General features: G+C 47.0%; 24 protein-coding genes. 5 read left to right on the top strand and 19 right to left on the bottom strand.

The window, feature by feature from the left end:
* Positions 1-130 precede the first annotated feature (130 nt).
* The 8 genes from V1224_05475 to V1224_05440 all read right to left on the bottom strand — a co-directional run bounded on the left by V1224_05475 (position 131) and on the right by V1224_05440 (position 8,029).
* The gene (locus tag V1224_05475; GenBank protein WWR16884.1) at positions 131-319 is read right to left on the bottom strand and encodes a hypothetical protein; all 189 of its coding nucleotides are present in this window, start codon (positions 317-319) and stop codon (positions 131-133) included.
* Positions 320-521: 202 nt separating this feature from the next.
* Positions 522-977 (bottom strand): hypothetical protein, encoded by a 456-nt coding sequence (locus V1224_05470; protein WWR16883.1) that lies wholly within the window; start codon positions 975-977, stop codon positions 522-524.
* Positions 978-992: 15 nt separating this feature from the next.
* Positions 993-1,934 carry a ParM/StbA family protein gene (locus V1224_05465; protein WWR16882.1) on the bottom strand — a complete coding sequence of 314 codons (942 nt, stop codon included), beginning with the start codon at positions 1,932-1,934 and terminating at the stop codon, positions 993-995.
* A gap of 132 nt (positions 1,935-2,066) precedes the next feature.
* Positions 2,067-2,363, bottom strand: coding sequence for a TnpV protein (locus V1224_05460; GenBank protein WWR16881.1), 297 nt, complete (start codon positions 2,361-2,363; stop codon positions 2,067-2,069).
* Positions 2,364-2,388: 25 nt separating this feature from the next.
* The gene (locus tag V1224_05455) at positions 2,389-3,345 is read right to left on the bottom strand and encodes a ParB/RepB/Spo0J family partition protein (protein WWR16880.1); all 957 of its coding nucleotides are present in this window, start codon (positions 3,343-3,345) and stop codon (positions 2,389-2,391) included.
* Between the two features lie 316 nt (positions 3,346-3,661).
* Positions 3,662-5,056: a 23S rRNA (uracil(1939)-C(5))-methyltransferase RlmD gene (gene rlmD, locus V1224_05450; protein ID WWR16879.1), complete on the bottom strand. Its 1,395-nt coding sequence runs from the start codon at positions 5,054-5,056 to the stop codon at positions 3,662-3,664.
* Between the two features lie 123 nt (positions 5,057-5,179).
* The gene (locus V1224_05445) at positions 5,180-5,467 is read right to left on the bottom strand and encodes a hypothetical protein (GenBank protein ID WWR16878.1); all 288 of its coding nucleotides are present in this window, start codon (positions 5,465-5,467) and stop codon (positions 5,180-5,182) included.
* 126 nt (positions 5,468-5,593) lie between these two features.
* Positions 5,594-8,029, bottom strand: a complete 2,436-nt coding sequence (locus V1224_05440) for a UvrD-helicase domain-containing protein (GenBank protein ID WWR16877.1) — start codon at positions 8,027-8,029, stop codon at positions 5,594-5,596.
* A gap of 163 nt (positions 8,030-8,192) precedes the next feature.
* Here V1224_05440 and V1224_05435 point away from each other — a divergent pair, with 163 nt between their 5' ends.
* Positions 8,193-9,206 (top strand): ABC transporter substrate-binding protein, encoded by a 1,014-nt coding sequence (locus tag V1224_05435; protein WWR16876.1) that lies wholly within the window; start codon positions 8,193-8,195, stop codon positions 9,204-9,206.
* Between the two features lie 274 nt (positions 9,207-9,480).
* Here the strand turns inward: V1224_05435 and V1224_05430 are convergent, their stop codons facing one another.
* The 3 genes from V1224_05430 to V1224_05420 all read right to left on the bottom strand — a co-directional run bounded on the left by V1224_05430 (position 9,481) and on the right by V1224_05420 (position 12,593).
* Positions 9,481-10,821 (bottom strand): hypothetical protein, encoded by a 1,341-nt coding sequence (locus V1224_05430; GenBank protein ID WWR16875.1) that lies wholly within the window; start codon positions 10,819-10,821, stop codon positions 9,481-9,483.
* A 68-nt stretch (positions 10,822-10,889) separates the two neighbouring features.
* Positions 10,890-11,861: a PfkB family carbohydrate kinase gene (locus V1224_05425; protein WWR16874.1), complete on the bottom strand. Its 972-nt coding sequence runs from the start codon at positions 11,859-11,861 to the stop codon at positions 10,890-10,892.
* 96 nt (positions 11,862-11,957) lie between these two features.
* The gene (locus V1224_05420) at positions 11,958-12,593 is read right to left on the bottom strand and encodes a DUF1836 domain-containing protein (protein WWR16873.1); all 636 of its coding nucleotides are present in this window, start codon (positions 12,591-12,593) and stop codon (positions 11,958-11,960) included.
* Positions 12,594-12,726: 133 nt separating this feature from the next.
* Between V1224_05420 and V1224_05415 the strand changes: the two genes are divergently transcribed.
* Positions 12,727-13,017 carry a YerC/YecD family TrpR-related protein gene (locus V1224_05415; GenBank protein ID WWR16872.1) on the top strand — a complete coding sequence of 97 codons (291 nt, stop codon included), beginning with the start codon at positions 12,727-12,729 and terminating at the stop codon, positions 13,015-13,017.
* A 176-nt stretch (positions 13,018-13,193) separates the two neighbouring features.
* Here V1224_05415 and V1224_05410 read toward each other — a convergent pair whose 3' ends face one another.
* Complete coding sequence (locus V1224_05410) at positions 13,194-13,616, bottom strand: polymer-forming cytoskeletal protein (GenBank protein WWR16871.1); 423 nt, start codon at positions 13,614-13,616, stop codon at positions 13,194-13,196.
* 9 nt (positions 13,617-13,625) lie between these two features.
* Entirely contained in the window at positions 13,626-14,411 is a 786-nt protein-coding gene (locus V1224_05405) for a peptidoglycan DD-metalloendopeptidase family protein (protein WWR16870.1), read from the bottom strand.
* Between the two features lie 189 nt (positions 14,412-14,600).
* Between V1224_05405 and V1224_05400 the strand changes: the two genes are divergently transcribed.
* Positions 14,601-14,801: a cold-shock protein gene (locus V1224_05400; protein ID WWR16869.1), complete on the top strand. Its 201-nt coding sequence runs from the start codon at positions 14,601-14,603 to the stop codon at positions 14,799-14,801.
* Between the two features lie 173 nt (positions 14,802-14,974).
* On the top strand, positions 14,975-15,931 hold the full coding sequence (locus tag V1224_05395) for a hypothetical protein (GenBank protein ID WWR16868.1): 957 nt from the start codon (positions 14,975-14,977) through the stop codon (positions 15,929-15,931).
* Position 15,932: 1 nt separating this feature from the next.
* Here V1224_05395 and hisA read toward each other — a convergent pair whose 3' ends face one another.
* Positions 15,933-16,709 (bottom strand): phosphoribosylformimino-5-aminoimidazole carboxamide ribotide isomerase, encoded by a 777-nt coding sequence (gene hisA / locus V1224_05390; GenBank protein WWR16867.1) that lies wholly within the window; start codon positions 16,707-16,709, stop codon positions 15,933-15,935.
* A gap of 241 nt (positions 16,710-16,950) precedes the next feature.
* Between hisA and V1224_05385 the strand changes: the two genes are divergently transcribed.
* Positions 16,951-17,370: a hypothetical protein gene (locus V1224_05385; protein ID WWR16866.1), complete on the top strand. Its 420-nt coding sequence runs from the start codon at positions 16,951-16,953 to the stop codon at positions 17,368-17,370.
* Positions 17,371-17,454: 84 nt separating this feature from the next.
* On the opposite strand, the gene V1224_05380 is transcribed toward V1224_05385, so the two are convergent.
* The 5 genes from V1224_05380 to dapA form a co-directional block, all read right to left on the bottom strand.
* Positions 17,455-19,446: a fructose-1,6-bisphosphatase gene (locus tag V1224_05380; GenBank protein WWR16865.1), complete on the bottom strand. Its 1,992-nt coding sequence runs from the start codon at positions 19,444-19,446 to the stop codon at positions 17,455-17,457.
* 3 nt (positions 19,447-19,449) lie between these two features.
* Positions 19,450-20,211, bottom strand: a complete 762-nt coding sequence (dapB, locus tag V1224_05375) for a 4-hydroxy-tetrahydrodipicolinate reductase (protein WWR16864.1) — start codon at positions 20,209-20,211, stop codon at positions 19,450-19,452.
* A gap of 119 nt (positions 20,212-20,330) precedes the next feature.
* Entirely contained in the window at positions 20,331-20,678 is a 348-nt protein-coding gene (locus V1224_05370; protein ID WWR16863.1) for a DUF4190 domain-containing protein, read from the bottom strand.
* A gap of 18 nt (positions 20,679-20,696) precedes the next feature.
* On the bottom strand, positions 20,697-21,185 hold the full coding sequence (locus tag V1224_05365) for a hypothetical protein (protein ID WWR16862.1): 489 nt from the start codon (positions 21,183-21,185) through the stop codon (positions 20,697-20,699).
* 127 nt (positions 21,186-21,312) lie between these two features.
* Positions 21,313-22,197 (bottom strand): 4-hydroxy-tetrahydrodipicolinate synthase, encoded by an 885-nt coding sequence (dapA, locus tag V1224_05360; protein ID WWR16861.1) that lies wholly within the window; start codon positions 22,195-22,197, stop codon positions 21,313-21,315.
* Positions 22,198-22,297: the final 100 nt, after the last annotated feature.

Genomic DNA, 22,297 nt, shown 5'->3' with positions numbered 1-22,297 from the left:
TCAAAAAAGAACCAGACACATTCTTCTCAACGTGTATGGCTCCTAAATTCTCACTTCCTGTATCCACCTTTATTCAATTGGCTACTGACATTTGCAGTAGTGGCTACATTTTCAATATCACGATTTCAATTCAAATATTGGCTGCAATCCCTCTTTCCTTTGTCTCCATTCGATACCATTCACCGCATTTTCTGTAGCCTTGTCGTAGAAATGCTCCGTAAGCAGGACACATCATTCCCATAAGTCTGTCCGCTGCAAAAAACGCAGCTTCCAGACGAAAGCCTCCCCTCGCTCTGCGCTCCGTCCGGCTTTCCCACATCACTTTCCCATTCAGGCACTTTTCCACCTGCCGCCGATGTGGTGGGAATGATATAGGCAGGTAGTACCGTTGGCTTGCCAGCTCGTCAAAAATAAAAACCGGAGTGCCTGCCGGACACTCCGGTTTTTATTTCTTCCTCACTGTCTGCGCCACCGGTGCTACCTGCTCAGGGGGCTTTGCCCCCTAAGAACCCCCATTCCGGCTATCCTCCAAAACTGAAATCAAGGAACTCATTCTCCTCCAGTTCCTCTGTTTCAGCTTCCCCGCCATTTTGCAGAATACCACCGCCGGAACTTAATACCTGCATCTCCCCATTTTCTTTCAAATAATTTTCCGCTCGTGCATCATTTCCTGTTGCCAAGATATTCTGCTGCAAAAGGTAAATGCCGATAAGCTGTGACAGGTTGCCAAGCACTTTCTGTTCCACCTTTTCCACGATCCTATCTGCAAAGGCATCCTCTTTTTCCCTTGTTTCCAGATAAGGATCATCCGATATTGCCAGATGCCTGTCATAAAAATCATTGATTGCCTGAATGATAAAGTCATTCTGCGAGGGAAATGCCCTGACAGCTTCTGAGTGAAGTATTTCCCATGCCCGTCTGTCAGCTTCCTTTTCCTCATAAAACCGCACATTGCGGTTACGGATATTTCCTGTCATTCCTGCACCTTCTTTCTAGCTGCACTTTTTGTTGTGGCGCAAAATCATGTAACAGTAATATTCATATCCCTTTGCAGTCGCACAGATATCGTGATTAAAATGCGTCCTCTCCCGGTTATATTCCCCGACAACTTCCACGATTCTTGCGCCGCCGCCCATAAAGTGAAGCTGCATAAGGCTTTCATTATATTCATAATCCTTCAGCTTCTGAAAAATCTCCTGTACATAGGAAACTGCTGCTTCTTTCATGAGTGAGGCATAAGGCTCTGCAATATCCGTTTCCCCTGTCCTCAGATAATTTTCAATGACCTCGTTCATCAGGTTTGTTCCCGTTTCGTCCAGCACCTTATTGCGGATACGCTGCATGCACTGGAAAACACCGAGTTTCTCTGTCCATGATTTACTCTCCATCGCCCTTCCATTGTTTAAATACATGATGTTCATTGTTCCGTTGCCAATGTCGGCAAGTAAATTCATCCCTTTAAAATCTTTCAAGTTTTCCGCCACCGCAGAATAGCATTGCGGCATGACCGTACATCCGGCAATCTCAACCTCGTACTGTCTGCCTTTATAACGAAATTGCACAATCTTATTCTGCATCAGATATTGACGGAAAGATTCTCTCTGCGCCTGCACCCACTTCAACGGAAGTCCTGCTGCAAGATGCACTCTGGCAGAGGTTAATTCCCTTGCGTTCAGTTCTTTTGCAATTGCCGCAAGCGTCAGGATATAATTATCATCATCCGACTGCTTTTCAGCGATAAAGCTCTTATGACCTTCCCCGATAATATAGAAATGTCCATCATACTCCAAATAATCTTTACTGAAAGTTGGCGCTTTCTCACTCTTGATCAGCGCTGTTGGAAATACCCTGTGTGCTGTTTTGATATTCCCATATCCATGATCAATTCCTAAAATCAATGTTCCATTCATGTTATATTCTCTTATATTCGCCATAATTTTTCCCTCTCTTTTCGTTTTGATTTAGTGATAGCAGTAGACAACATCTTGAAGAACCACTTCCTCTGCCATTGCCTTAGCCTGTTCCCGAAGCTGCCACATTTCCATTGTAGAATCTGGATTCTCCGGTTAATGCTTCTGTAAATACTTTTGCATAATCCTTTCCAGCAATTCATTTGCTTCTTCATTGATTTCTGCCGCTTTTTGTCTCAACTGCCCTAAATGAACCAAATGATAATATCTTTCCGGCTGGTTTTCTTTCAGATACTTTTTCCATAAATCTCCGTATTTTCCTGAAAAGGTATTCTGCATTGCTTCTGTTTCTTCTTCGCCAATACGGATATTGGGATATAAGATACCGTCTTTTTCTGTGTAAGTGCCACCCATTTGTTCAAATATTGATAATTCTTTTTTCTGCCTACCCATAACTTTATCCTCCAATCATCTGTTTCTATCGTGATTTTTCCACTCTTTTAGCTGAACGATTATGAATACCTGTTTGTTTTTCATGCCAATCCCTGACCAATTTTTCTATCAGTTCCACTTTCTGCTTTGGTGTGAAATCTGCGGGAAAATACTGCGATAACGAATCTGCCCTAATTTTAATCTGTTCTCTCTGATTTGCTTTTTCCTCTCCCAAAATATCATACATTTTATCCATATCAATCCCCTTTGACTGACTCAGGCGTTTCATCCTGTTTGCCTGTGAAAGAGACGGCGTACACTGCTCCAAATCCATTACCGCATGAAGCTCATACTGCTCCTCTTCCTTCAGATAAGAAAGTTCCACCGCTATAGTAAACGCTATTTTCCCTTCATCCACCATATCAAGAATCTTGGGAATAAGATTTGTCAGACGGATATACCTTGCAATCTGGTTCCGGCTCTCCCCAACCTGTTTTGCTAAAAGCTCATCCGAACGAAGTACGGGCTTTCCGGTTTCTCCCACATTCTTTAACAGCTTCGTCCCAACTTGAGACATAGGTTCAGTAATTTTCTTTCCCTGCTGCTTCATGGCTTCCAGCTTCATTTTATAGGCATAAGCTTTCTCACTAGGCTTGATATGCTCGCGCTGTAAATTACTATCCACCATCGTTATCGTTGCTTCTGCATCATCCATCTGCACAATCATCACAGGAACCGTGTCTATACCTGCCCATTCGCTGGCTGCTTTTCTTCTGTGCCCTGCAACGATTTCATACCCTGATCCAATTGGGTTTGGTCTTACAATCAAGGGAACAAGTACGCCCTTCTCCTCAATACTCTTCGATAATTCAAAGAGCTGCATATCATGCTCTACCTTGAACGGATGCCCCTGAAAATCATGCAGTTCGCTGATCTTTACATTTTCTGTCTGTACATTGTGGCCGAAAATCCCACATATACTCTTTTTGCCAGTCTGCTCCATCTGTTTGTCCTCCTACTTTTTAATTTGATTATCAAGGTGTCTGATGAATGCTGGCAGTTCTAAAATCAAAAAAGACCGCCTGCTCCATACCACAAAAATATAGAAAACAAGCGGTCTTTCGACTTACCTATTATTCAGTTGTTGATAAGATTTTTCTGTAATGATTGAGTTTGTGAACGATACATTTTTGTGTCCACTCATACGAGTTCCATAACTACGGACACTTTAATCTCGTGAGAAATCTCTTTTTTCTTTCCAATTTCAGGTGTTCGGTTAAACTTAAAAATCCTCGCAAAGTGCGTAAACTCAAGGACTTCTACGAATCCTTCCTTTGTAGACAACATGCGACTTCCACATGCCCGGTCCCCGGAAACATATCCACTGTCGTCACTCTCTCCACCTCATATCCGCCTGCAAGGAACAGTTCCAGATCTCTGGCCAGGCTCGTCGGCTTGCAGGAAATATATAAAATATGAGTCACACCATAGGCGATGATCTTTCCCAGCGCCTTCGGATGGATACCGTCGCGGGGCGGATCGAGGATGATCAGATCCGGCTTTTCTTCTATCGTATCTATCACCTTCAGTACATCTCCTGCCAGAAATTCGCAGTTATCTATCCCGTTCAGCGCCGCATTTTCTCTGGCGGCCTGCACCGCCTCCTCCACGATCTCCACACCGACTACCCGTCTGGCCACAGGCGCCATCAACTGAGCGATCGTACCCGTTCCGCTGTACAGATCAAAAAGCACTTTGATCGGCTCGCTGTCCGCTCCTGCTCCTGCCTCTTTGATAAACTCACGCGCCGTTTCGTACAGCACCTCCGCCCCAAGGCTGTTTGTCTGGAAGAAGGAAAACTGAGAAATCTTAAATTTCAGACCCAGCAGTTCCTCATAAAAGTGATCCTGTCCATATAAAACGACAGTATCGTCATTTTTTACAGCATCAGCGACACTGTCGTTTTTCGTATGCAGAACTCCCACGATCCTTCCGTCCAATGCAAGAGCGCACAGCCGCTCCGCAAGCTCCGCGAGATCATGCTCCTCCTGCGTTGTCGTCACAACCGCGATCAGTATCTCCCCGCTTTTGCCCGCTTTTCTTACGAGCAGATGACGCAGATAGCCGGTATGGCGCAATCTGTGATAGAAGGAAAATCTCTTTTCCCGGCAAAATTCCAGCGCTGTCTTAACAATCTTACGATAATCTTCATCTATGATCTGGCAATCCGATACCGTCACAATATCATAAAAACTGTCTCTCTTATGCAGGCCAAGCTCCAGCGGACCATCCTTGCAGCCATCGCCAAAGGAAAATTCCATCTTATTGCGATAGCCATGGACCGCAGGACTTCTGCGGATCGGTTCAAAGACATATTTCCCGGACTGTTTTTCAAGAACCGGTACAAGCAATGCCTTTACCTGCCTCTCTTTCAGAGCAAGCTGCTCTTCATAAGGCAGGTTCCGGTAATTACAGCCGCCGCACTTCCCGAAATGGGGACAATCACTCTCAATCTCATTCTCTGCCTGTTCCAGCACCTCCAGAAGCCGGCCTTCCGCTTTGCCCTTCCGTATTTTAGTTATCATCACAGAGATTTTCTGCCCCGGTAATGCGTTTTTGACAACGCACGTGGTCCCATCCTCACACAATACAGTGGCCTTATTGGGAAACTTCACATCCGCCACCTGTCCCTGTACAATCTGACCTTTCTTCATCGCTGCTACTTCCTCCCGAACTTGTGATAATCCTCTGTATCAAATTCAAATACCTGATTCTAACACGAAAAAGCGGGATGTCTCCACACCCCGCCACATACTCAATTCATTTTGTCTCCGGCATTATTCTTCTGCTGCCTTCTCCTCCGTATTTACCGATGCAGCCTCGCCGGACTCATCCTCATCATCAAAAAATTCATCGTCAAAATCCTCTTCGAACTCATCGTCGAAATCTTCCAGATAATCCGGTGTGAAATAACGATATACTGCATAGGCAATACCGGCTGCTACCGCCACAATCAAACCGATAGCGATCACCCAACAAATCGGAGAAATCTCTTTCTTTTCCTCCTTTTTTCCTAAGAGCTCCTGTAACCTTTTCATATTGATGACATCTTCCAATCTATTCATAAAACCTTCCTTCCTTTTCCGAACACCGTAATCGGTATTCTATCTGTGGTCGTCTCTTGCAAATTATCGTCTTACATATTGTACCACTTTTGCATTAAATTTACTACACCTAATTCAATTTTTTGATCAGACTTTTTTTAATTTTGCGAAGGCGGCGTACATGACTTTCGTCCCCGCACCGTCGAATTCAACTGTCACCTGGTAGTCCCTGACGCCCTCTTCGATATTGCGTACAGTCCCTTCTCCATATTTCACATGTCTCACCCGGTCAGACACTTCGTAATCCGGTCTTTCTCCGGCAGGTGCCCCCTTAGATAAGCTGACGCCTGATGCGGCTCCTTTTGTAAAAAAAGGCCGGTTTTCTTCTTCTGTCCTGCGCGGTGTAACGATCGCTTTGGGCCTGAGCCGGGGATCATTCACCGGTCTGGTAACACCTACACCGCCGCCCAGCCCGCTGGCAGAACCCATTGCACTTATCTTTCGGCCGCCGCCAAATCCACCTTCCGAACTTTTTCTTCCGCCGCTGTCACCGCCAAATCCACTGAAATCTCCTCCAAAGGGCTTCTCCCGGAAATGACTTCTGACACTGGTATCATTTGAATAATCTTCCCAGCCCCGCTTTTTGACCGCAGGTGGCTTATGATCTAAAAGTTCCTCCTGTATCTCCCTCACAAACCGGCTGACCATATTATACTGCGTCTCGCCCCGGACCATACGCGCCCTTGCACACGTCAGCGTCAGATCCTCTCTCGCTCTCGTAATACCCACATAGGCGAGCCGACGCTCTTCTTCTATTTCAAGAGGATCATCCGCTGTGATCGTCATATAACTCGGGAACACGCCATCCTCCATGCCTGCAAGATATACATGGGGAAATTCCAGTCCTTTGGCACTGTGCAGTGTCATCAACAATACTCTGTTGTCGTCATCCGACACATTGTCAATATCGGCCACGAGCGCCACTTCTTCCAGAAACCCGCTCAGGCTTGGCTCCTCATGGCTGTCCTCATAAGCGATCACTTTATTCATCAATTCGTCGATATTTTCAATTCTGTTTTCCGCATCCTCTTCCCCGGATTCCTCCAGAGCCTTTACATAGCCTGTCGTATCAATAATATCCTGCAGCAATTCCTGCAATCCATAATACTCCAGTTTTCCACGAAACCCCTGGATCAGTGTCACAAAAGGCTGCAACTTGGCAGCGCTTTTGCCGATGGCCATAATCTGATCCGCCTCCCTCAGAGCGTCATAGAAACTGATCTGCCGCTCATCCGCATGGCTCTGCACTCTGGCGATCGTGGCGGCGCCGATCCCCCGCCTGGGAATATTGATGATCCGTTTTACCGCCACATCGTCCTTGCCATTGTCAATGGTCTTTAAATAAGCCAGGAGATCTTTGATCTCTTTCCTGGCATAGAAGTTTACACCGCCCACTACATCATAGGGTATGCCGGCAACGACAAAACGCTCCTCCAGCAGACGGGCCTGTGCGTTCGTTCGAAAGAGTACTGCGCACGCTCCATAGTCTGCCGTCGCTTCCCGCTTTTTCCTGCGGATGTCTTCCGTAATATATTCCGCTTCGTCATATGCCGTTTCAAATTGCCGGAAATGAATGGCATTGCCAGCGCCCTTATTCGTCCAGAGCGCCTTTTCTTTCCTGCCAATATTATTGCGGATTACCTGGTTCGCCGCGTCGAGCACATTTTGCGTGGAACGATAATTCTGCTCCAGCTTGATGACTTTCGCCTCCGGATATACCTTTTCAAAGTCCAGAATATTTCTGATATTGGCACCGCGAAATTTATAGATCGACTGGTCATCGTCGCCCACCACACACAGATTTCTGTACTTTGCGGAAAGAAGACGGATATATTCAAACTGTACTGTATTGGTATCCTGATATTCATCCACCATAATATAGCGAAATCTGTCTTGATAATACTCAAGCACATCCGGACAAGTCCGGAACAATTCCACAGCTTTGACGAGCAGATCGTCAAAATCAAGCGCATTGTTTTTCTTCAGCGTCCGCTGATACTCTCCATACACTTTGGAAATTTTCTGCGCAGTAAAATCCCCGGCGGCATTCAGCTCGAATTCCGTCGGAGAAATACACTCATTTTTCGCGGAAGAGATCGCTGAGAGGATTGTCCTCTCCTTCAGCATTTTGGTATCGATCTCCAACCGTTTACATATGTCTTTCATGACGGTCTTCTGATCGTCGGTATCATAGATCGTAAAATTGTTATCGTAACCAAGCCTGTCTATGTACCGCCGCAGCATTCTCACACAACTGGAATGGAACGTCGTCACCCAAATGCTCTCCGCACCATAACCTACAATATTGTCAACGCGTTCCCTCATCTCACCTGCTGCCTTATTCGTAAAGGTGATCGCCATGATATTCCATGGATTGACGCTGCACCTGTCGATCAGATAGGCAATTCTGTGAGTCAGGACTCTCGTCTTACCGGAGCCTGCACCTGCAAGAATGAGGACCGGGCCTTCCGTATGAAAGACCGCTTCCTTTTGCTGTTCGTTTAAAGTGTCGTATATACTCATCTTGATTTTTCTCCTGCAATAATTTGGGGAATGACCTCCGGATATAATGGCTGATGCCATCCGGCGGCTATCATGTCTGTCGATATTATATCATAACTTTCGCACCTTTTACAAACTTTCCAAATATAATACACTATCAATTCTTATTTGGGAGGAACCCATTATGAAACAAAAACTGATCAGTTTACTGCTCCTGTTCTCTCTGCTGCTCACCACTCTGGTAGGCTGCGGAGCTGCGACAGGGCAAAGCGCGCAGAATGCAGCCGCAAAAAAAGTTGTTTTAAATGAAGTCGCGCATTCTATCTTTTACGCGCCGATGTATGTGGCGATCGAGGAAGGCTATTTCGAGGAGGAAGGACTGGAAGTAGAGCTTGTGACGGGATTCGGTGCGGATAAGACGATGACCGCCGTTCTCTCCGGCGAAGCAGACATCGGATTCATGGGCTCTGAGGCATCTATCTACACATATCTGGGCGGGACTTCCGATCCGGTCGTCAACTTTGCCCAGCTCACACAGCGCGCCGGCAACTTCCTGGTCTCCCGGGAACCGATCGACGACTTTTCCTGGGATATGCTCAAAGGGACCGACGTCCTTGGCGGACGCGCGGGCGGTATGCCGGAAATGGTATTCGAGTATATTCTGAAGAAACATAACATTGATCCCAAAGCAGATGTCTCTATCGATCAGAGCATTGACTTCGGCTCCACTGCGGCTGCTTTCTCCGGCGGACAGGGACAGTTCACCGTTGAATTCGAGCCTCACGCCACCTCTTTGGAGGCCAAAGGCGACGGCTATGTGGTAGCCTCCCTCGGAACGGATTCGGGCTATGTGCCTTACACTGCATTCAGCGCCAAGAGCAGCTTTATCAAAGAAAACCCTGACACAATCCAGGCGTTCACCAATGCCCTGCAAAAAGGCATGGACTATGTCAACAGCCATACGCCGGAAGAAATCGCCAAGATCATCCAGCCCCAGTTCGAAGAGACCGACCTGGAGACGATCACCACGATCGTAACCCGCTACGCGGAGCAGGATACCTGGGCCGACAACCTGATCTTCCAGCAGGATGCCTTTGCCCTGCTGCAAAACATTCTGGAAGAGGCCGGCGAACTGGAAAGCCGCGTGCCTTATGAAGACCTCGTGACGACAGAATTTGCAGAGAAAGCCGCAAAATAATCCCGCTCTCCTGTCGTGATCCACATATATGGGCGAAACCTGCCGGCTGTCGGCAGGATAATTATCAGGGCATCCCACTGTCTCACATGACATTGCGGATGCCCTTTTCCTCTCCCGCATTCCCCGTTTTCATCTCTGTCACATATAAAAGACACCGCCGGCTGTGAACTGGAACATTCACAGCCTGGCGCTGTCTTTCTTCTTTCTCACATGAAATCTGTCGACCGCTGTTTCTCTGAGGTGGACAGATATTATCTCAGATTGAATGGAATGATCAGAATGTCACAGGGCCGCACTCCGTGTTCACCACACAGCTGCATCCTCCCATGCTCGTACCGCAAACCTGCGTGGAAGCCGGTGTTGCCTGAGGATCCCTTGCGAGCTGGGTATTATCCATCCTGCGGTCACGCAGCTCAATGAGCGGACTCGGCGCGATCTCATAGCGGTAGTCACAACCTCTGCCCGCAATCCGCTGACAGATCACATTATGACTGGCAACACTGCCCACATTGCAGTTCACAATATCCTGATATTCATAAAATCTGTAGTCCGGCGGAAGCTGCAACAGCGGTACGACACACTCTTCTCTTTGAGTATTGCCTGTCGTCGTACGTATGATCTCCCGCACATAATCTACGTTGGAACGCAGTATCAATATCTGTGGGAAGTCCCCGCAGGGGATGACTTCCATCCAGTCTTTGTGTTCATATTCCCAGAGCATATCTTTTGCCTTATGAAGATGTGCAATCTCCTGTACAAGACACTGTTCCCAGATACGGCGGATCGACGGATCACATTCTGTCTGCATACACGAATAATACAGATAACATTCCGTATACTCATGCATCAGCCAGTCTTCCAGCCATGTCATATCCGTATCTTTCAGACTCTCGTACTGGCTCACATGCTCTTCTTCGATCATGCCGATCTCCTGATACAGTCTCCGGCCCAGATCGGACTTGCTGTACAGAGGTGCCACATTCATATAGTAGTTCATCGTCTGCTGCTCGGCTGCAGTGATAATGCCCACATTCAGCTTTGTCTGCACAGAGGCCTCCTTGCCGATATGATGGAAAATGCTGTCTTTCGGATGTCTGTGCTCCGAGATCGTCGGGCGGGCAGGCATAATCTCCGTATAACCGCCCACCAGCTTTTCCGGACAGCCGCCATATTCATAGTCCAGCAGATTGGAATAACGATACAGATGGTCAAAATCTTCGAGCAAGGCAAAGTTCAGCGCATTCTTTACATTACAGTCGCTCTCCTGCTTCGCCAGGACGCTCGTCAGATCGACGGCAAGCTGTTCATAGGAAATCGTGTGCTCCAGTATCGTCTCATTCTTCGGTTTCAGACAGCTGATCCGCTTCTGTTGCTGCTGCTCGCTCCTGCGCACAAGAGCCAGTTCCCTCCTGATGTCATTATTGCCGCAATGTCTGGAAAAGTTTCTCGAAAACCACTGTGCCTCAAACTCGGTGCCGTTCATGAGAACAATACGGCATTTCGTGTAAGGATTTACTGTCTCTTTGTTGTAAGGACAGGGATACATCGTGTCCCAGTCCATAAACCATTTCTCAACCGGTATCGGTCTCTCCTCAAATGGATTAAAAGTCTGCATAGAACCTCCTGAAAATTACTTTCCATTTAGTTTATGCAGAATTTCTGTTCCCTTGACTGAATCGGACGTTACCTGCCGGAAATATATTGTTCCACTTCTTCTTTCTCGGGCATCACTTTCAGCGCGCCTCTTCTTGTCGTGATCAGACTGGAAGCGCCGTTGGCAAATGTCAGCATCTCCAGCAGGTCTTTCTCGTTCAGTTCATCCAGACCGTGTTCGAGCACATAGTTGAGAATGCAGGCACAGAACGTGTCTCCCGCCCCTGTCGTCTCGATCGTATTCGGATTGAGGAACGGTTTTGCCATCACTTTCTGATCTTTATAATACGCATAGCTTCCCTCTTTCCCGAGCGTCGCCAGCAGCAGGCGAATATTGCCGTAACGCTCCCGAATCCAGTCCACACCCGCTTCTATCGTATCGCAGCCGGACACAAACAAAATCTCATCATCAGAGATCTTCAGAATATCACACTGCCCCAATCCATATAAGATCTGCTCTTTCGCCTCGTCCAGACTCTTCCACAGCGGCGGGCGCAGATTCGGATCAAAAGAAATCAGAATGTCATGTTCTCTGGCAATACGCAGTCCTTTTTTCGTGGCCTCCCGGACGCCTTCGTGCGTCATGGAGAGCGTTCCGAAGTGGAAAATCTTCGCATCCATGATCATCTCCTCCCGGACCTCGGACACATCCAGCATCATATCCGCTCCCGGATTCCGGTAAAATGCAAAATCCCGGTCCCCGTCTTCTGCCGTATGTACGAAGGCAAGCGTCGTGCGCACATCTTCATCCTCATAAAGCGCTTCCGTACCGATTCCCAGCTCGTTCAATACATTTCGCAGCATAACGCCAAACTGGTCTTTTCCTACTTTTCCCATAAAAGCGGTCTTCTTTCCCAGCTTGTTCAGCATCGCCAGCACATTACACGGCGCCCCGCCCGGATTCGCCTCAAACATCGGATTACCCTGACTGCTGACTGCATTCTCTGTAAAATCAATCAAAAGTTCCCCCAGCGCCAACACATCATATTTCTTTTCCGCCATTTCTTTCCCTCCTGTAAGACATGATTATTGGTAGATATTAAGAAGCTCTTCCTTATATTTTATCAAATAGAACGGTAACGGACAAGAGATGTCTCCCTAATCCTTCTTCCTGTCCTTCGTCTTATTGTCCTTACCTGTCTGCGCTTTCTGGAAGCTGTCAATCACTTTTTCGATCAGCAGTTTTTTCACATACACGTCAAAACTCAGATAACAGATAAATGCAAACATGTGCAGAAAATCCTGCTCACCCTGCCCGGCTTCCGCAAAGGAACCCTGCGCATCTTTATACTTGTCCAGGACATCCTTTTTCAGGCGTTCAATCTGATCCCCCTGCAGGCGGAATACCTCATCATAGATTGCCTCCAGATTAAGACTGTCTGCCGTGCCGAAATAGTGCTCGGTTATCGGTGACATCAATGTCTGTATATCCGTAATCGACAATATATTTTTATAATAGTAAATAAAGATCAAAAGCAGCACATGCTCTTTGGAATATTTCTTTTTTACCGGCGGCGGGAGCAAATTGTTTTTTGCATAGTTATTAATCATTGTCTTTGTCAGTATTTTGTCATTGTCCGGGTCCCGCGTCGTATTTTTCAGGTTGCGGTCCATGAATGTCGTCACCTGATCCATATACAGATCAATGTTCGGAATATCTTCCGACCTCACATGCCCGATCCTGTCAAAACTTTCCATAATGCTGTTCAGCAAATCTTCTGTGTTTATCGTCATGTTCTACACCTCTTTTGATATAGTATATAGTTTTTAGAACTACATGACAAGCAGTTCTTTCAGATTCCCATTGTCTCTTTACTCCCTGACTTTCGTATGTTAAAATGTTAGCAGAGTAGCAAAGGAGGGTATCATGAACAAGAAAATCCGGACAGAGGCGGTCGATCATTTGTTTGACGCCATTTTATGTTTACATTCCAAGGAAGAGTGTTACAGTTTTTTTGAGGACCTGTGCACCGTCAACGAACTGTTATCTCTCTCTCAGAGATTCGAAGTCGCCACAATGTTGCGGGAACATAAGACCTATCTGGAGATTGCCGAAAAAACAGGAGCTTCCACAGCCACAATCAGCCGTGTCAACCGCTCTCTGAATTATGGCAACGATGGCTATGATCTGATCTTTGACAGACTTGCAGAAAAATAAAAGAACCTATTGATTTTCACCGGTCAACGGGCAAGAGGAAAATACCTCTTTGGGCCACCCGGTCTGAAAGATGATATAACTGAAAACAGGAGTTCCCGAAAGCCATTTTGTTCTGTAATGACTTGCGGAAATTCCTGTTTTCATTTTGATCCTTTTTTACAGATTTATGTAAACTTTCAGATCTTATCTTTCTTTTCGTCTTTGACTGCCGTCTGAGCGGTCTGAGGTTCTTCCTTCTTGATAACCTCTTCCCCCATAAAGCACTGTCCGCGGAATACACCGTTCTCATCCACGATCAGCTTCTTCGCACGTATATTTCCGGTAACTTTACCGGTGGCTGAGATCACGATCTTATCTTTTGCATTCAGATCTCCTTCCACCTGTCCTCCAACCATGATCGTAGACGCATTGACATTGCCCACGATCTTACCGGTAACACCAAGTATCAGAGCCTCTCCGATCTCCACATCGCCTTTGATCAGCCCATCTACCCTTGTCGTATCTTTTGCGTGCAGGGTGCCCTCAAACACGGCATCCTGCCCGATGATACTTTTAATGTTCCCGTTTACTGCGTCATTGTTGTTCTTCTTTGATAACATAGTCCCCTCCTAACCGTATACTTCCAACAGATCCAGCGGATCTATCAGTGTACCATCCTGTGTGATCTGATAACCCAATCTCTCGTCCGGAATCTGCATCTCATACAGTTCGCTGCCTGATTCCACTTCATCCCCCGCCGCTGCTCTTGGGTCGGAAGCCGCGCGATAGATCGACATATAACCATTTCCATGGTCAATCGTTATCCTGTGTCCATAAACCTCATCATCCTCTACGGAAACGACCGTTCCGCTGGCTGTGGCAATCACCTTTGTGCCAACAGATGCAGAGAATACCACGATCGGCTCCTGTATGGTCTCCTCCTGTGCGTCACCATCACCGCCCTCTGTGTCCCCGGCCTCTGCCGTCAAAGCTGCATCCGTCTCAGAACTCTGCAGTATGGTCGCTCTGCCCGCAAGAGGAAATCCTGTGGGAGTTCTTTTTTCCTCCTCTTCCTTTTCCTGTTCCTTTTGCGTCTCCGCATTCTTCGCAACTGTATCGCTTAGAATAGTAACCTTTTCGGTTAATTCCAGATTGTCCTTTTCAAGCTGTATATTATCTTCTGTCAACTCTGCTATCTGCTGCTGTAGCTCTTCCTCCCGTGGCTGCACCCTCTTTAAAGATGCCCAGAAAAATATTGCGGCGCCAAGCGATATTGCCAGTATCACCGCAGTCAGACTGAGAACAGTCGTTATCATTTTCTGCTTCAGATAAAAAGGATGTGTACCTCCATCCGGAGAATCAGGAATTATCATGATCGTATAAGTGATTCTCTTCTTATGCTTTCCGGATTCCACTTGTTTTCACCTCCGTACGAATGATTTTATCACACTTTTTCTGTTTTGTAAAATTTATCTTAATAACTCTGTAATATTTTTTTATTTTCAATGAAAGTTTTGTCTTCTTTTCTTTACTTTTTTTTCTTTATATGCTATTCTAGTTTTGTTGTATTCAACAATTTCATATATTATTTTGGAGGTATCTGAATGAACAAAGGTACAGTAAAATGGTTCAACAACCAAAAAGGTTATGGTTTCATTTCCGATGAGCAGGGAAATGATGTATTCGTACATTACTCAGGCTTGAATATGGAAGGCTTCAAATCTCTTGAAGAAGGCGCTTCTGTTGAGTTCGAAGTAGTGAACGGAGAAAAAGGACCGCAGGCAGTAAACGTAACTAAGTTATAAGATCATCTTGTAACGCTCTATAATCAGTTTTTCGATGTGCCTTTTCTTAATATAAATTGACCCGAAAATTCATTTTATTTTAGAAATACGCAATATTGTTTTAACGGATTATGAGAGGGACCAGCCTCAAAGGCTGGTTCTTTTTTTCCCGAAACATCAGAAAGGAGACTATCATGAAAAAAACGGCATTACTTTTTATTATGACAGCGGCTGTAGCTGCCGCCCTGCTGACCGGGTGCGGCTCAGAAAGCGCTGCAGTCCCTTCCCCTGAAACGGCGCAGACGGCTCCGGCAGCAGATAACGACAAAGCCGACACGGCAGAAAGTGACAGCCAGGAAACCGACGCCAAAGAAGAGACCGCCGAGGACAAACCATCCGCTGCCCCGGCCGGCGAAGATTCCGAAGATGCTCCGCTGCCCGGTGATTCCATCGGTCCGGTGAGCTTCATGCCCAATGAAAAAGGGTATTATATGGTATATGGAAGCAATACGCTCCACGCTTACTTCAAGCGCCAGGACGTGATCCCCGGCACAGGAAAAATGACGGTCCACAGACTCTCTGACGATTCCGTCGTGGAAGAGATCAACTTAGAGGACAAAGAGAAATGTCTTGTCGGTGAACAGGATTCCACATTCAGCCTGCTTGGCTGGAACAGCGGCACACACCTGGTCATCCGCCTGGCGGATACTCCTGAAAGCGGTGAAACTTATTATGTAAACCTGGAAGAAGGCGCCTTTACTTCAAGCGACGGAACAATCCGTTCCAAAGAGCTGACAGACGCCTCCTCCTGGTGTTACGGCGTGGCCAATTACGGCGTCGTCCCCTCTCTCCCGAGCGGTTCCGCCGTCTTTGTCGGTGACGTGCTTACTGCCGACATCCTTGTAAGAAAGCCCGCTGTTCTTGCCAGAGTGGAAAACTATGACGAAAACAGAGTCCGCTTCAATGAAAAAGAATTCCAACAGGATGGAAAACTGGACATTAAAATTTATCAGCTTGGCGAGGACCCCTTTACCGTGACCTTCTACGACGAGGACGACAATCCGCTCGGAAGTATCACCCTGTCGTATACGGCGTCCATGCCGCCCCAGCCGGAAGAGGAGATTCCACAGAAAACAATTACTGATCTGTAATCTATCCACTGACTTCCGCTAATATCTGCTCCAGTTTCAAATGACCCCCGAACAGGTCAAGGGCGCTGCCGATCGTAACATGAATTCGGCCGCGTCCTTTCTCTTTTAACAGCCGAATATCTCCATAGCTGTGGACGCCACCCGCATAAGTGATGGGAATTTTCTCAAAATCACTTAAAAACTTCACAAGCTCTTCTTCAATGCCATCTCCTTTTCCCTCAACATCAACGGCATGAATCAAAAATTCATCACAATAATCCGACAGAAATTCCAATATTTTCCGGTCCAGAATCTGGTCCGTATATTTCTGCCATCTGTCCGTCATAATATAATACTGTCCATCACGTTTCCGGCAGCTTAAATCAAGTACAAGGCGCTCTTTACCTGTCTCACGGCAAAGTTTTTGCAGATTTTCATAGTAAATTCTGCCATCACGAAATACATAGGATGTGACAATGACATGGGATGCTCCGGCATCCAGATACGTGACCGCATTCTCTGCATTCACCCCTCCGCCGACCTGAAGGCCGCCGGGATATGCGTTCAACGCCTGCAGTGCCTGCGTTCTCGTCGCTTCAAAATATGCACTGTCCGCTCCGTTTAATAAAATCACATGTCCGCCGCGGATTCCTTTCTCTCTGTATAGTCGGGCGTAATAGGCAGCATCATGCTCCGCCGTATAATTTTCCTGCGCAAAATCATCCGCATCCCGCAGGCTGGAGCCTACGATCTGTTTCACTTTGCCATTGTGAATATCAATGCATGGTCTGAACTGCATAGTAATCTCCTGTTATCATTCTCTTTAGTTTTCCTAGTTTCTATTTTATCTCAACTGCCATTTTCATACAATGATTTCCCGCCCCGTCATTTCATTTAAAACATGTATAAAAATTTTTTCACGGAACATACTACCAAGAAAGAAGCCTGCTTGCAGGATTCTCCGCCTGCGGCCGATCGCTTCCGCGATCTGTTTTCATGCCGCCGCAGTGCGATCAGTGTAAAAGAAAAGGAGCGAGATTATGAAAAAGTACGCAAAAATGCTGTCCCTCTCTCTTGTTCTCATCATGCTGTGCGCAGCGCTTGCCGCCTGTGGTAAAAAAAGCAATGAGAACAATCAGACGGGAACAACAAACGGCACGACCAATGACACGACAAACGGTGCTGCAACTGATACGACAGCCGGAACTACGGACAGCAACACCGGCACCGACGGTACAGAAACAGGTAACGGCACGGATACCAATACGACAGACGCCGACAATAACAACAACGATCAGAATACAACGGATAACACGACAAACGGCGGCAACGAAACCGTACTCGACGACGCCGGCAATGCGATAGGCGATGTTGTCGATGATGCCGCAGACGGCGTTTCCGACATCGCAGACGGTGTCTCCGATGTTACCGATGATGTGGTAGGTTCCAATAACGATTGATCTGACCCGCATACGGTACTTTACAGAAAAAGCGGATCTGAAAAAGACTGTTGCATTTCTTTTTATGAGATGCAACAGTCCTTTTTATTTTACCTTTTCCACAAGACTGCCATCCTGATATGCCTGCAGAAGCAGCTCCAGATAGCAGATACTGTTCTTTAACTCTCTGCCGATGTCCGTGTCCGCCACTTGCAGACGATTGACAGCCGTTTCAATAACGATGGAATCGGAGAAAATATCCGACTCGTTCTGGATCGCCGCTTCTTTGGACTCAAATGTCTCATGGGCGACAAGACGCATACCATGTGAATTGGCAATCAGCGTATAGCCGGCAATACCCGTCTTTCCCTGATAAGCCTTGGAAAATCCGCCGTCAATGATCAGCAGCTTACCGCCGCATTTGATCGGCGTCTCCCCTTTCTTCAGCTCAACCGGGACATGGCCGTTCACGATATGAGATTTCGTTTCGTCAAGTCCAAACTCACGCAGGATCTTATTGACGATCTCTTCATTGTCCATCAGCCGGTAATAGCTGTTCTTTACTTCCACATGCGTCTCTTTGTCTTTCACGAAATACCGCTCAAACGTCGCCATTTTATTTTTACCGAACACCGGAGAATTGGGACCGGCCCAGATATACCACAGAATATCCTGCCCCTTTCTCTTCTCGGCCACGTTACGCCGGTTATAAAATCCTTTTCTCGCATAATGCTCGAGCGCATCGTACAGTGCCCTGCCGCTGTACTGCCTGCCATCCACTTCGACTCTTTTAAAATTACCTTCCTCATCCATCGGCACACAGCCATGATAGAGCAGATTGGAATTATATACTTTATACAGACCGCCCTTGGAAAACAGGAAACGGATATGTCTCTGCAGCTTCTCGCAGTGGACAAAAGCCTGCCGGAGCCGCTCCATCAGTTCCGCCTCCTCCTCTGTCAGCCGATAGGGATTTTCCGGATTGACCGTGGGAAAATCCACATCCCGCATCTCATAAGCCTTGCCGCCGATCATAACCGTTTTGTTTTCATAGTCGATCTTGTCAAGCAAAAGCCTGTCCTCCATCCGGAACTCCGGATGACGCTTGATGACCTGACCTTCCAGTTTAAACTGCAAAATCGCGATCGCCTTGTGCATCTTCATATCTATGCCCAGGTCTTTCGTATTATAATTGGTATTATATTTGATCGCAAAGAGGTCACAGTTTGTATCGGCATATGTCTTCATGGCAAATGTCACAAGCGGTATCAGATTGATCCCATAGCCGTCTTCCAGTGTATCCAGATTGCCGTATCTGGCGGCCACACGGATGACATTGGCTATGCAGGCGAGATGTCCGCTGGCCGCCCCCATCCAGACAATGTCATGATTGCCCCACTGAATGTCAACGGAATGATACTCTTCCAGTGTATCCATAATGATATGCGGCCCCGGACCTCTGTCATAAATATCTCCCACAATATGCAGATGATCGATGACAAGATGTTGGATCAGCCGGCTCAGCGCCACGATAAAACCCGGCGCACTGCCGATACGGATGATCGTATGGATGATCTCATTATAGTAAGCCTCTTTGTCCTGGATGTCCGCTTTCTCCGTGATCAGTTCTTCGATAATATAGGCAAAATCTTTCGGCAATGCCTTTCTCACCTTAGAACGGGTATATTTGGAAGAGACACGTTTGGTGATCTGTACGAGACGATGGAGTGTAATTTTATACCAGTCGTCAATATTATCCTCCTGCTGCAGCACAAGCTCCAGCTTCTCTTTCGGATAATAGATCAGCGTCGCCAGACTTTTCTTATCCCTGCTGCTCAGTGTATTGCCAAACTCTTCATCAATCTTGCTTCTGACTGAGCCCGAACCGTTGCGCAGCACATGATTAAACTGCTCATATTCCCCATGAATATCTGTCAGAAAATGTTCCGTCCCCTTGGGCAGATTGAGAATCGCCTGTAAATTGATAATCTCCGTGGACGCCGAGGCGATCGTCGGATACTGCTTTGCCAGAGTCTTTAAATACATCAGCTCCATCTCTATGACATCTTCACCGATTTTTTCCGTTGCTATCTCCATCTCTTACTTTCCTTCTACCACATCGTTCATACTGTAATACCCGGACGGTTTCCCGGCCAGAAACTTCGCAGCCTGAATTGCTCCTTTTGCAAACACTTCTCTTGAATAGGCCCTGTGCGAAAATGTGATCACTTCATCTGTACCCGCGAATATGACGTCATGATCCCCAACGATCGTGCCGCCTCTCACCGCCGAGATGCCGATCTCCTTCTGCGGCCGTGTCTGTCTGCGGGCGCTTCTGTCATACACATATTCATATTCCCCCTGCAGCGCCTCATTCAGCGAATCTGCCAGAGCCAGAGCCGTACCGCTCGGCGCGTCAAGTTTCTGGTTATGATGCTTCTCCACGATCTCCATATCAAAACCGGCAGCCGCCAGTACCCCGGCCGCATCTTTCAATAATTTTAGCAGCAGATTGATACCGACCGACATATTCGCTGATCTCAGAACCGCGGTCTCATTTGCTGTCTCCTCCACTTTCCTGAGCTGCTCTTCATTGAGTCCGGTTGTACAGAGTACACACGGCACTTTCTTCTCCCTGCAATAATCCAGCAGTCCGTCCACCGCCGCTGCCGATGCGAAGTCGATAACCACGTCTGCCGAGGTCTCGCATTTCCCGATCTCATCAAAGACCGGATAGGGATTGTCCCGATGATCCGAGAGATCAATCCCCGCCACTACTTCCACTTCACTGTCTTCCGCCGCCATTTTGCTGACAAACTGCCCCATGCGGCCATTACATCCATGTATGATGATCTTTACCATAAATTATCCCTGCTTTCTTGCCAATCATTCCATTTGCCACTTGTATTCACATAAATGTTACAAAGAGTGCCCCGGAACAATATCCGGAGCACTCTTCTCCTTTTTCCTCAATCTACATATTATAAGTATCCTGCTCCTGCCATCACAACGACTGCAACAACCATTGCCACGCTGAGCAGAAGCGCCAGCACTGACAGGATAACCCCGGCGATCGCCATACCCTTTTGCGGGTTTTTCTTAGCAAGACTGATGATGCCCATAATAAGACCAATGATGCTCATTACAAATCCTGCCGCTATCGTCCAGCAAAAGATCAATGACAAAATACCAAGTACAAGACTGGCCACCGCATACTTGCCGTTTTTCTCCGGAATCGCATTGGCCACTACGACCGGACCGTTATAATTATTGGGTGTAAACGTCGTATACCCGTTATTGTTTTGACTATTGTTCTGATTCTCGTTCATACGCTGCCTCTGTATTTATCAATACACGGAATTCGTCAATGCCACAAGCTGGAACTGAAGGAAAAGCAGGATAATGGCGATTACAACAAACACACCAAACCAGATAAATACCTTAGTGGTATTTTTCTTCAAAATGTTAGTGATATACATTGTACTGAATACCGCACCTACCGCAATACCGATAATTCCTCCGCAGCAATATCCGCCTATCACACTCAGCGCCACCAGGACCCATATCCATGCCGGAATCGAAGTCATCGGTTCATATGCACTTCCGTCATCCTGATATACACCGTTTACCGCAAGTCTCATCTTGTTGCCAATCATTACGATATGGCAGTTCGCTCCCGGAAAATCCACACTGTAATCAACCAGATTTACAAACCAGTTGCTTGATTTTACACGGTATGTATTAGAATCTACCGTGATGTGAGGGCCTGTGAAAGCCTTTGCCTTGCACGCAAGATTATGCGTCTGTCCATTACTGTCTGTGACTGTCCAATTCATGATAACTACTCCCTTCCCTTACTCTAATATCATTCATGATAGAATTCAGCTTCTTATTATATGTCAGCATGAATCAAGTAAATCTTACAAAAAGTTCCCCTGTTTGTCAAGATTTATACCGTATATTCTACAGAATTCCGAACTCTTTCATGGCTTTTTTCAGCTTCTCCACATGCTCCGGCTCCATATCCGTGAGCGGCATACGCAGAGACCCTGCTTTTCTGCCCTGAAGATTGAGCGCCGCCTTCACCGGGATCGGGTTCACCTCACAGAACAGCGCATCGATCAAAGAGAGGGCATCCAGCTGGAGCTTCCGGCTTCCCTCCACATCTCCCTCAAAAAACCTTGCGCAGATGTCATGCGTCTGCTTCGGCGCCACATTGGAAAGAACCGAGATCACACCTTTGCCGCCGAGCGAGAGCAGCGGAACGATCTGATCGTCATTGCCCGAATACAGATCCACACAGCCGTCAGCCAGAGACATAATCTTGGCAACCTGAGAAATATTTCCGGAGGCCTCTTTGACGCCAACGATATTTTTCACGTCCCGGCAAAGTCTCACGATCGTCTCCGGTGCGATATTAATCCCCGTACGGCCTGCGATATTATACAGAATCATCGGCACGGAAACGGAATCGGCAATCTTTTTGAAATGGTTGTAGAGTCCGTTCTGTGTCGCTTTATTATAATAGGGTGTCACTACAAGAATACCGTCCACCCCTGCTTTTTCCGCTTCCTGAGACAGATAGACCGCCGTCTCCGTGCAGTTGGAACCCGTACCGCCGATGACCGGCACTCTTCCTGCCACCTGTTTGACACAATAGCGAATCACATCCAGATGTTCCTCATGTGTCAGTGTAGACGACTCTCCCGTCGTACCGCAGACGATAATCGCGTCCGTTCCGTTTGCGATCTGAAATTCCAACAGCTCTGCAAAACTCTCATAATTTACGGAACCATCCTCATGAAATGGTGTAACGATCGCCACACCCGCCCCTTTGAATACTGCCATCTCTCTTTCCTCCTTAGACGATAATGTAAAAATGCTGGCTCAGATACCGATGAGCCAGCCTCTATGCACTTTATTGCTTTATTAGAATACATTTATCATA

The sequence above is a fragment of the Lachnospiraceae bacterium JLR.KK008 genome (genome assembly GCA_037015955.1).
Taxonomy (GTDB): domain Bacteria; phylum Bacillota; class Clostridia; order Lachnospirales; family Lachnospiraceae; genus VSOB01.
This window is presented reverse-complemented; position numbering and strand designations above follow the sequence as displayed.

Excerpts from the sequence above, each read along its gene's own strand:
- V1224_05475 (WWR16884.1), bottom strand. The coding sequence starts at position 319 with ATGTGGGAAAGCCGGACGGAGCGCAGAGCGAGGGGAGGCTTTCGTCTG.
- V1224_05470 (WWR16883.1), bottom strand. The coding sequence starts at position 977 with ATGACAGGAAATATCCGTAACCGCAATGTGCGGTTTTATGAGGAAAAG.
- V1224_05465 (WWR16882.1), bottom strand. The coding sequence starts at position 1,934 with ATGGCGAATATAAGAGAATATAACATGAATGGAACATTGATTTTAGGA.
- V1224_05460 (WWR16881.1), bottom strand. The coding sequence starts at position 2,363 with ATGGGTAGGCAGAAAAAAGAATTATCAATATTTGAACAAATGGGTGGC.
- V1224_05455 (WWR16880.1), bottom strand. The coding sequence starts at position 3,345 with ATGGAGCAGACTGGCAAAAAGAGTATATGTGGGATTTTCGGCCACAAT.
- rlmD (WWR16879.1), bottom strand. The coding sequence starts at position 5,056 with ATGAAGAAAGGTCAGATTGTACAGGGACAGGTGGCGGATGTGAAGTTT.
- V1224_05445 (WWR16878.1), bottom strand. The coding sequence starts at position 5,467 with ATGAATAGATTGGAAGATGTCATCAATATGAAAAGGTTACAGGAGCTC.
- V1224_05440 (WWR16877.1), bottom strand. The coding sequence starts at position 8,029 with ATGAGTATATACGACACTTTAAACGAACAGCAAAAGGAAGCGGTCTTT.
- V1224_05435 (WWR16876.1), top strand. The coding sequence starts at position 8,193 with ATGAAACAAAAACTGATCAGTTTACTGCTCCTGTTCTCTCTGCTGCTC.
- V1224_05430 (WWR16875.1), bottom strand. The coding sequence starts at position 10,821 with ATGCAGACTTTTAATCCATTTGAGGAGAGACCGATACCGGTTGAGAAA.
- V1224_05425 (WWR16874.1), bottom strand. The coding sequence starts at position 11,861 with ATGGCGGAAAAGAAATATGATGTGTTGGCGCTGGGGGAACTTTTGATT.
- V1224_05420 (WWR16873.1), bottom strand. The coding sequence starts at position 12,593 with ATGACGATAAACACAGAAGATTTGCTGAACAGCATTATGGAAAGTTTT.
- V1224_05415 (WWR16872.1), top strand. The coding sequence starts at position 12,727 with ATGAACAAGAAAATCCGGACAGAGGCGGTCGATCATTTGTTTGACGCC.
- V1224_05410 (WWR16871.1), bottom strand. The coding sequence starts at position 13,616 with ATGTTATCAAAGAAGAACAACAATGACGCAGTAAACGGGAACATTAAA.
- V1224_05400 (WWR16869.1), top strand. The coding sequence starts at position 14,601 with ATGAACAAAGGTACAGTAAAATGGTTCAACAACCAAAAAGGTTATGGT.
- V1224_05395 (WWR16868.1), top strand. The coding sequence starts at position 14,975 with ATGAAAAAAACGGCATTACTTTTTATTATGACAGCGGCTGTAGCTGCC.
- hisA (WWR16867.1), bottom strand. The coding sequence starts at position 16,709 with ATGCAGTTCAGACCATGCATTGATATTCACAATGGCAAAGTGAAACAG.
- V1224_05385 (WWR16866.1), top strand. The coding sequence starts at position 16,951 with ATGAAAAAGTACGCAAAAATGCTGTCCCTCTCTCTTGTTCTCATCATG.
- V1224_05380 (WWR16865.1), bottom strand. The coding sequence starts at position 19,446 with ATGGAGATAGCAACGGAAAAAATCGGTGAAGATGTCATAGAGATGGAG.
- dapB (WWR16864.1), bottom strand. The coding sequence starts at position 20,211 with ATGGTAAAGATCATCATACATGGATGTAATGGCCGCATGGGGCAGTTT.
- V1224_05370 (WWR16863.1), bottom strand. The coding sequence starts at position 20,678 with ATGAACGAGAATCAGAACAATAGTCAAAACAATAACGGGTATACGACG.
- V1224_05365 (WWR16862.1), bottom strand. The coding sequence starts at position 21,185 with ATGAATTGGACAGTCACAGACAGTAATGGACAGACGCATAATCTTGCG.
- dapA (WWR16861.1), bottom strand. The coding sequence starts at position 22,197 with ATGGCAGTATTCAAAGGGGCGGGTGTGGCGATCGTTACACCATTTCAT.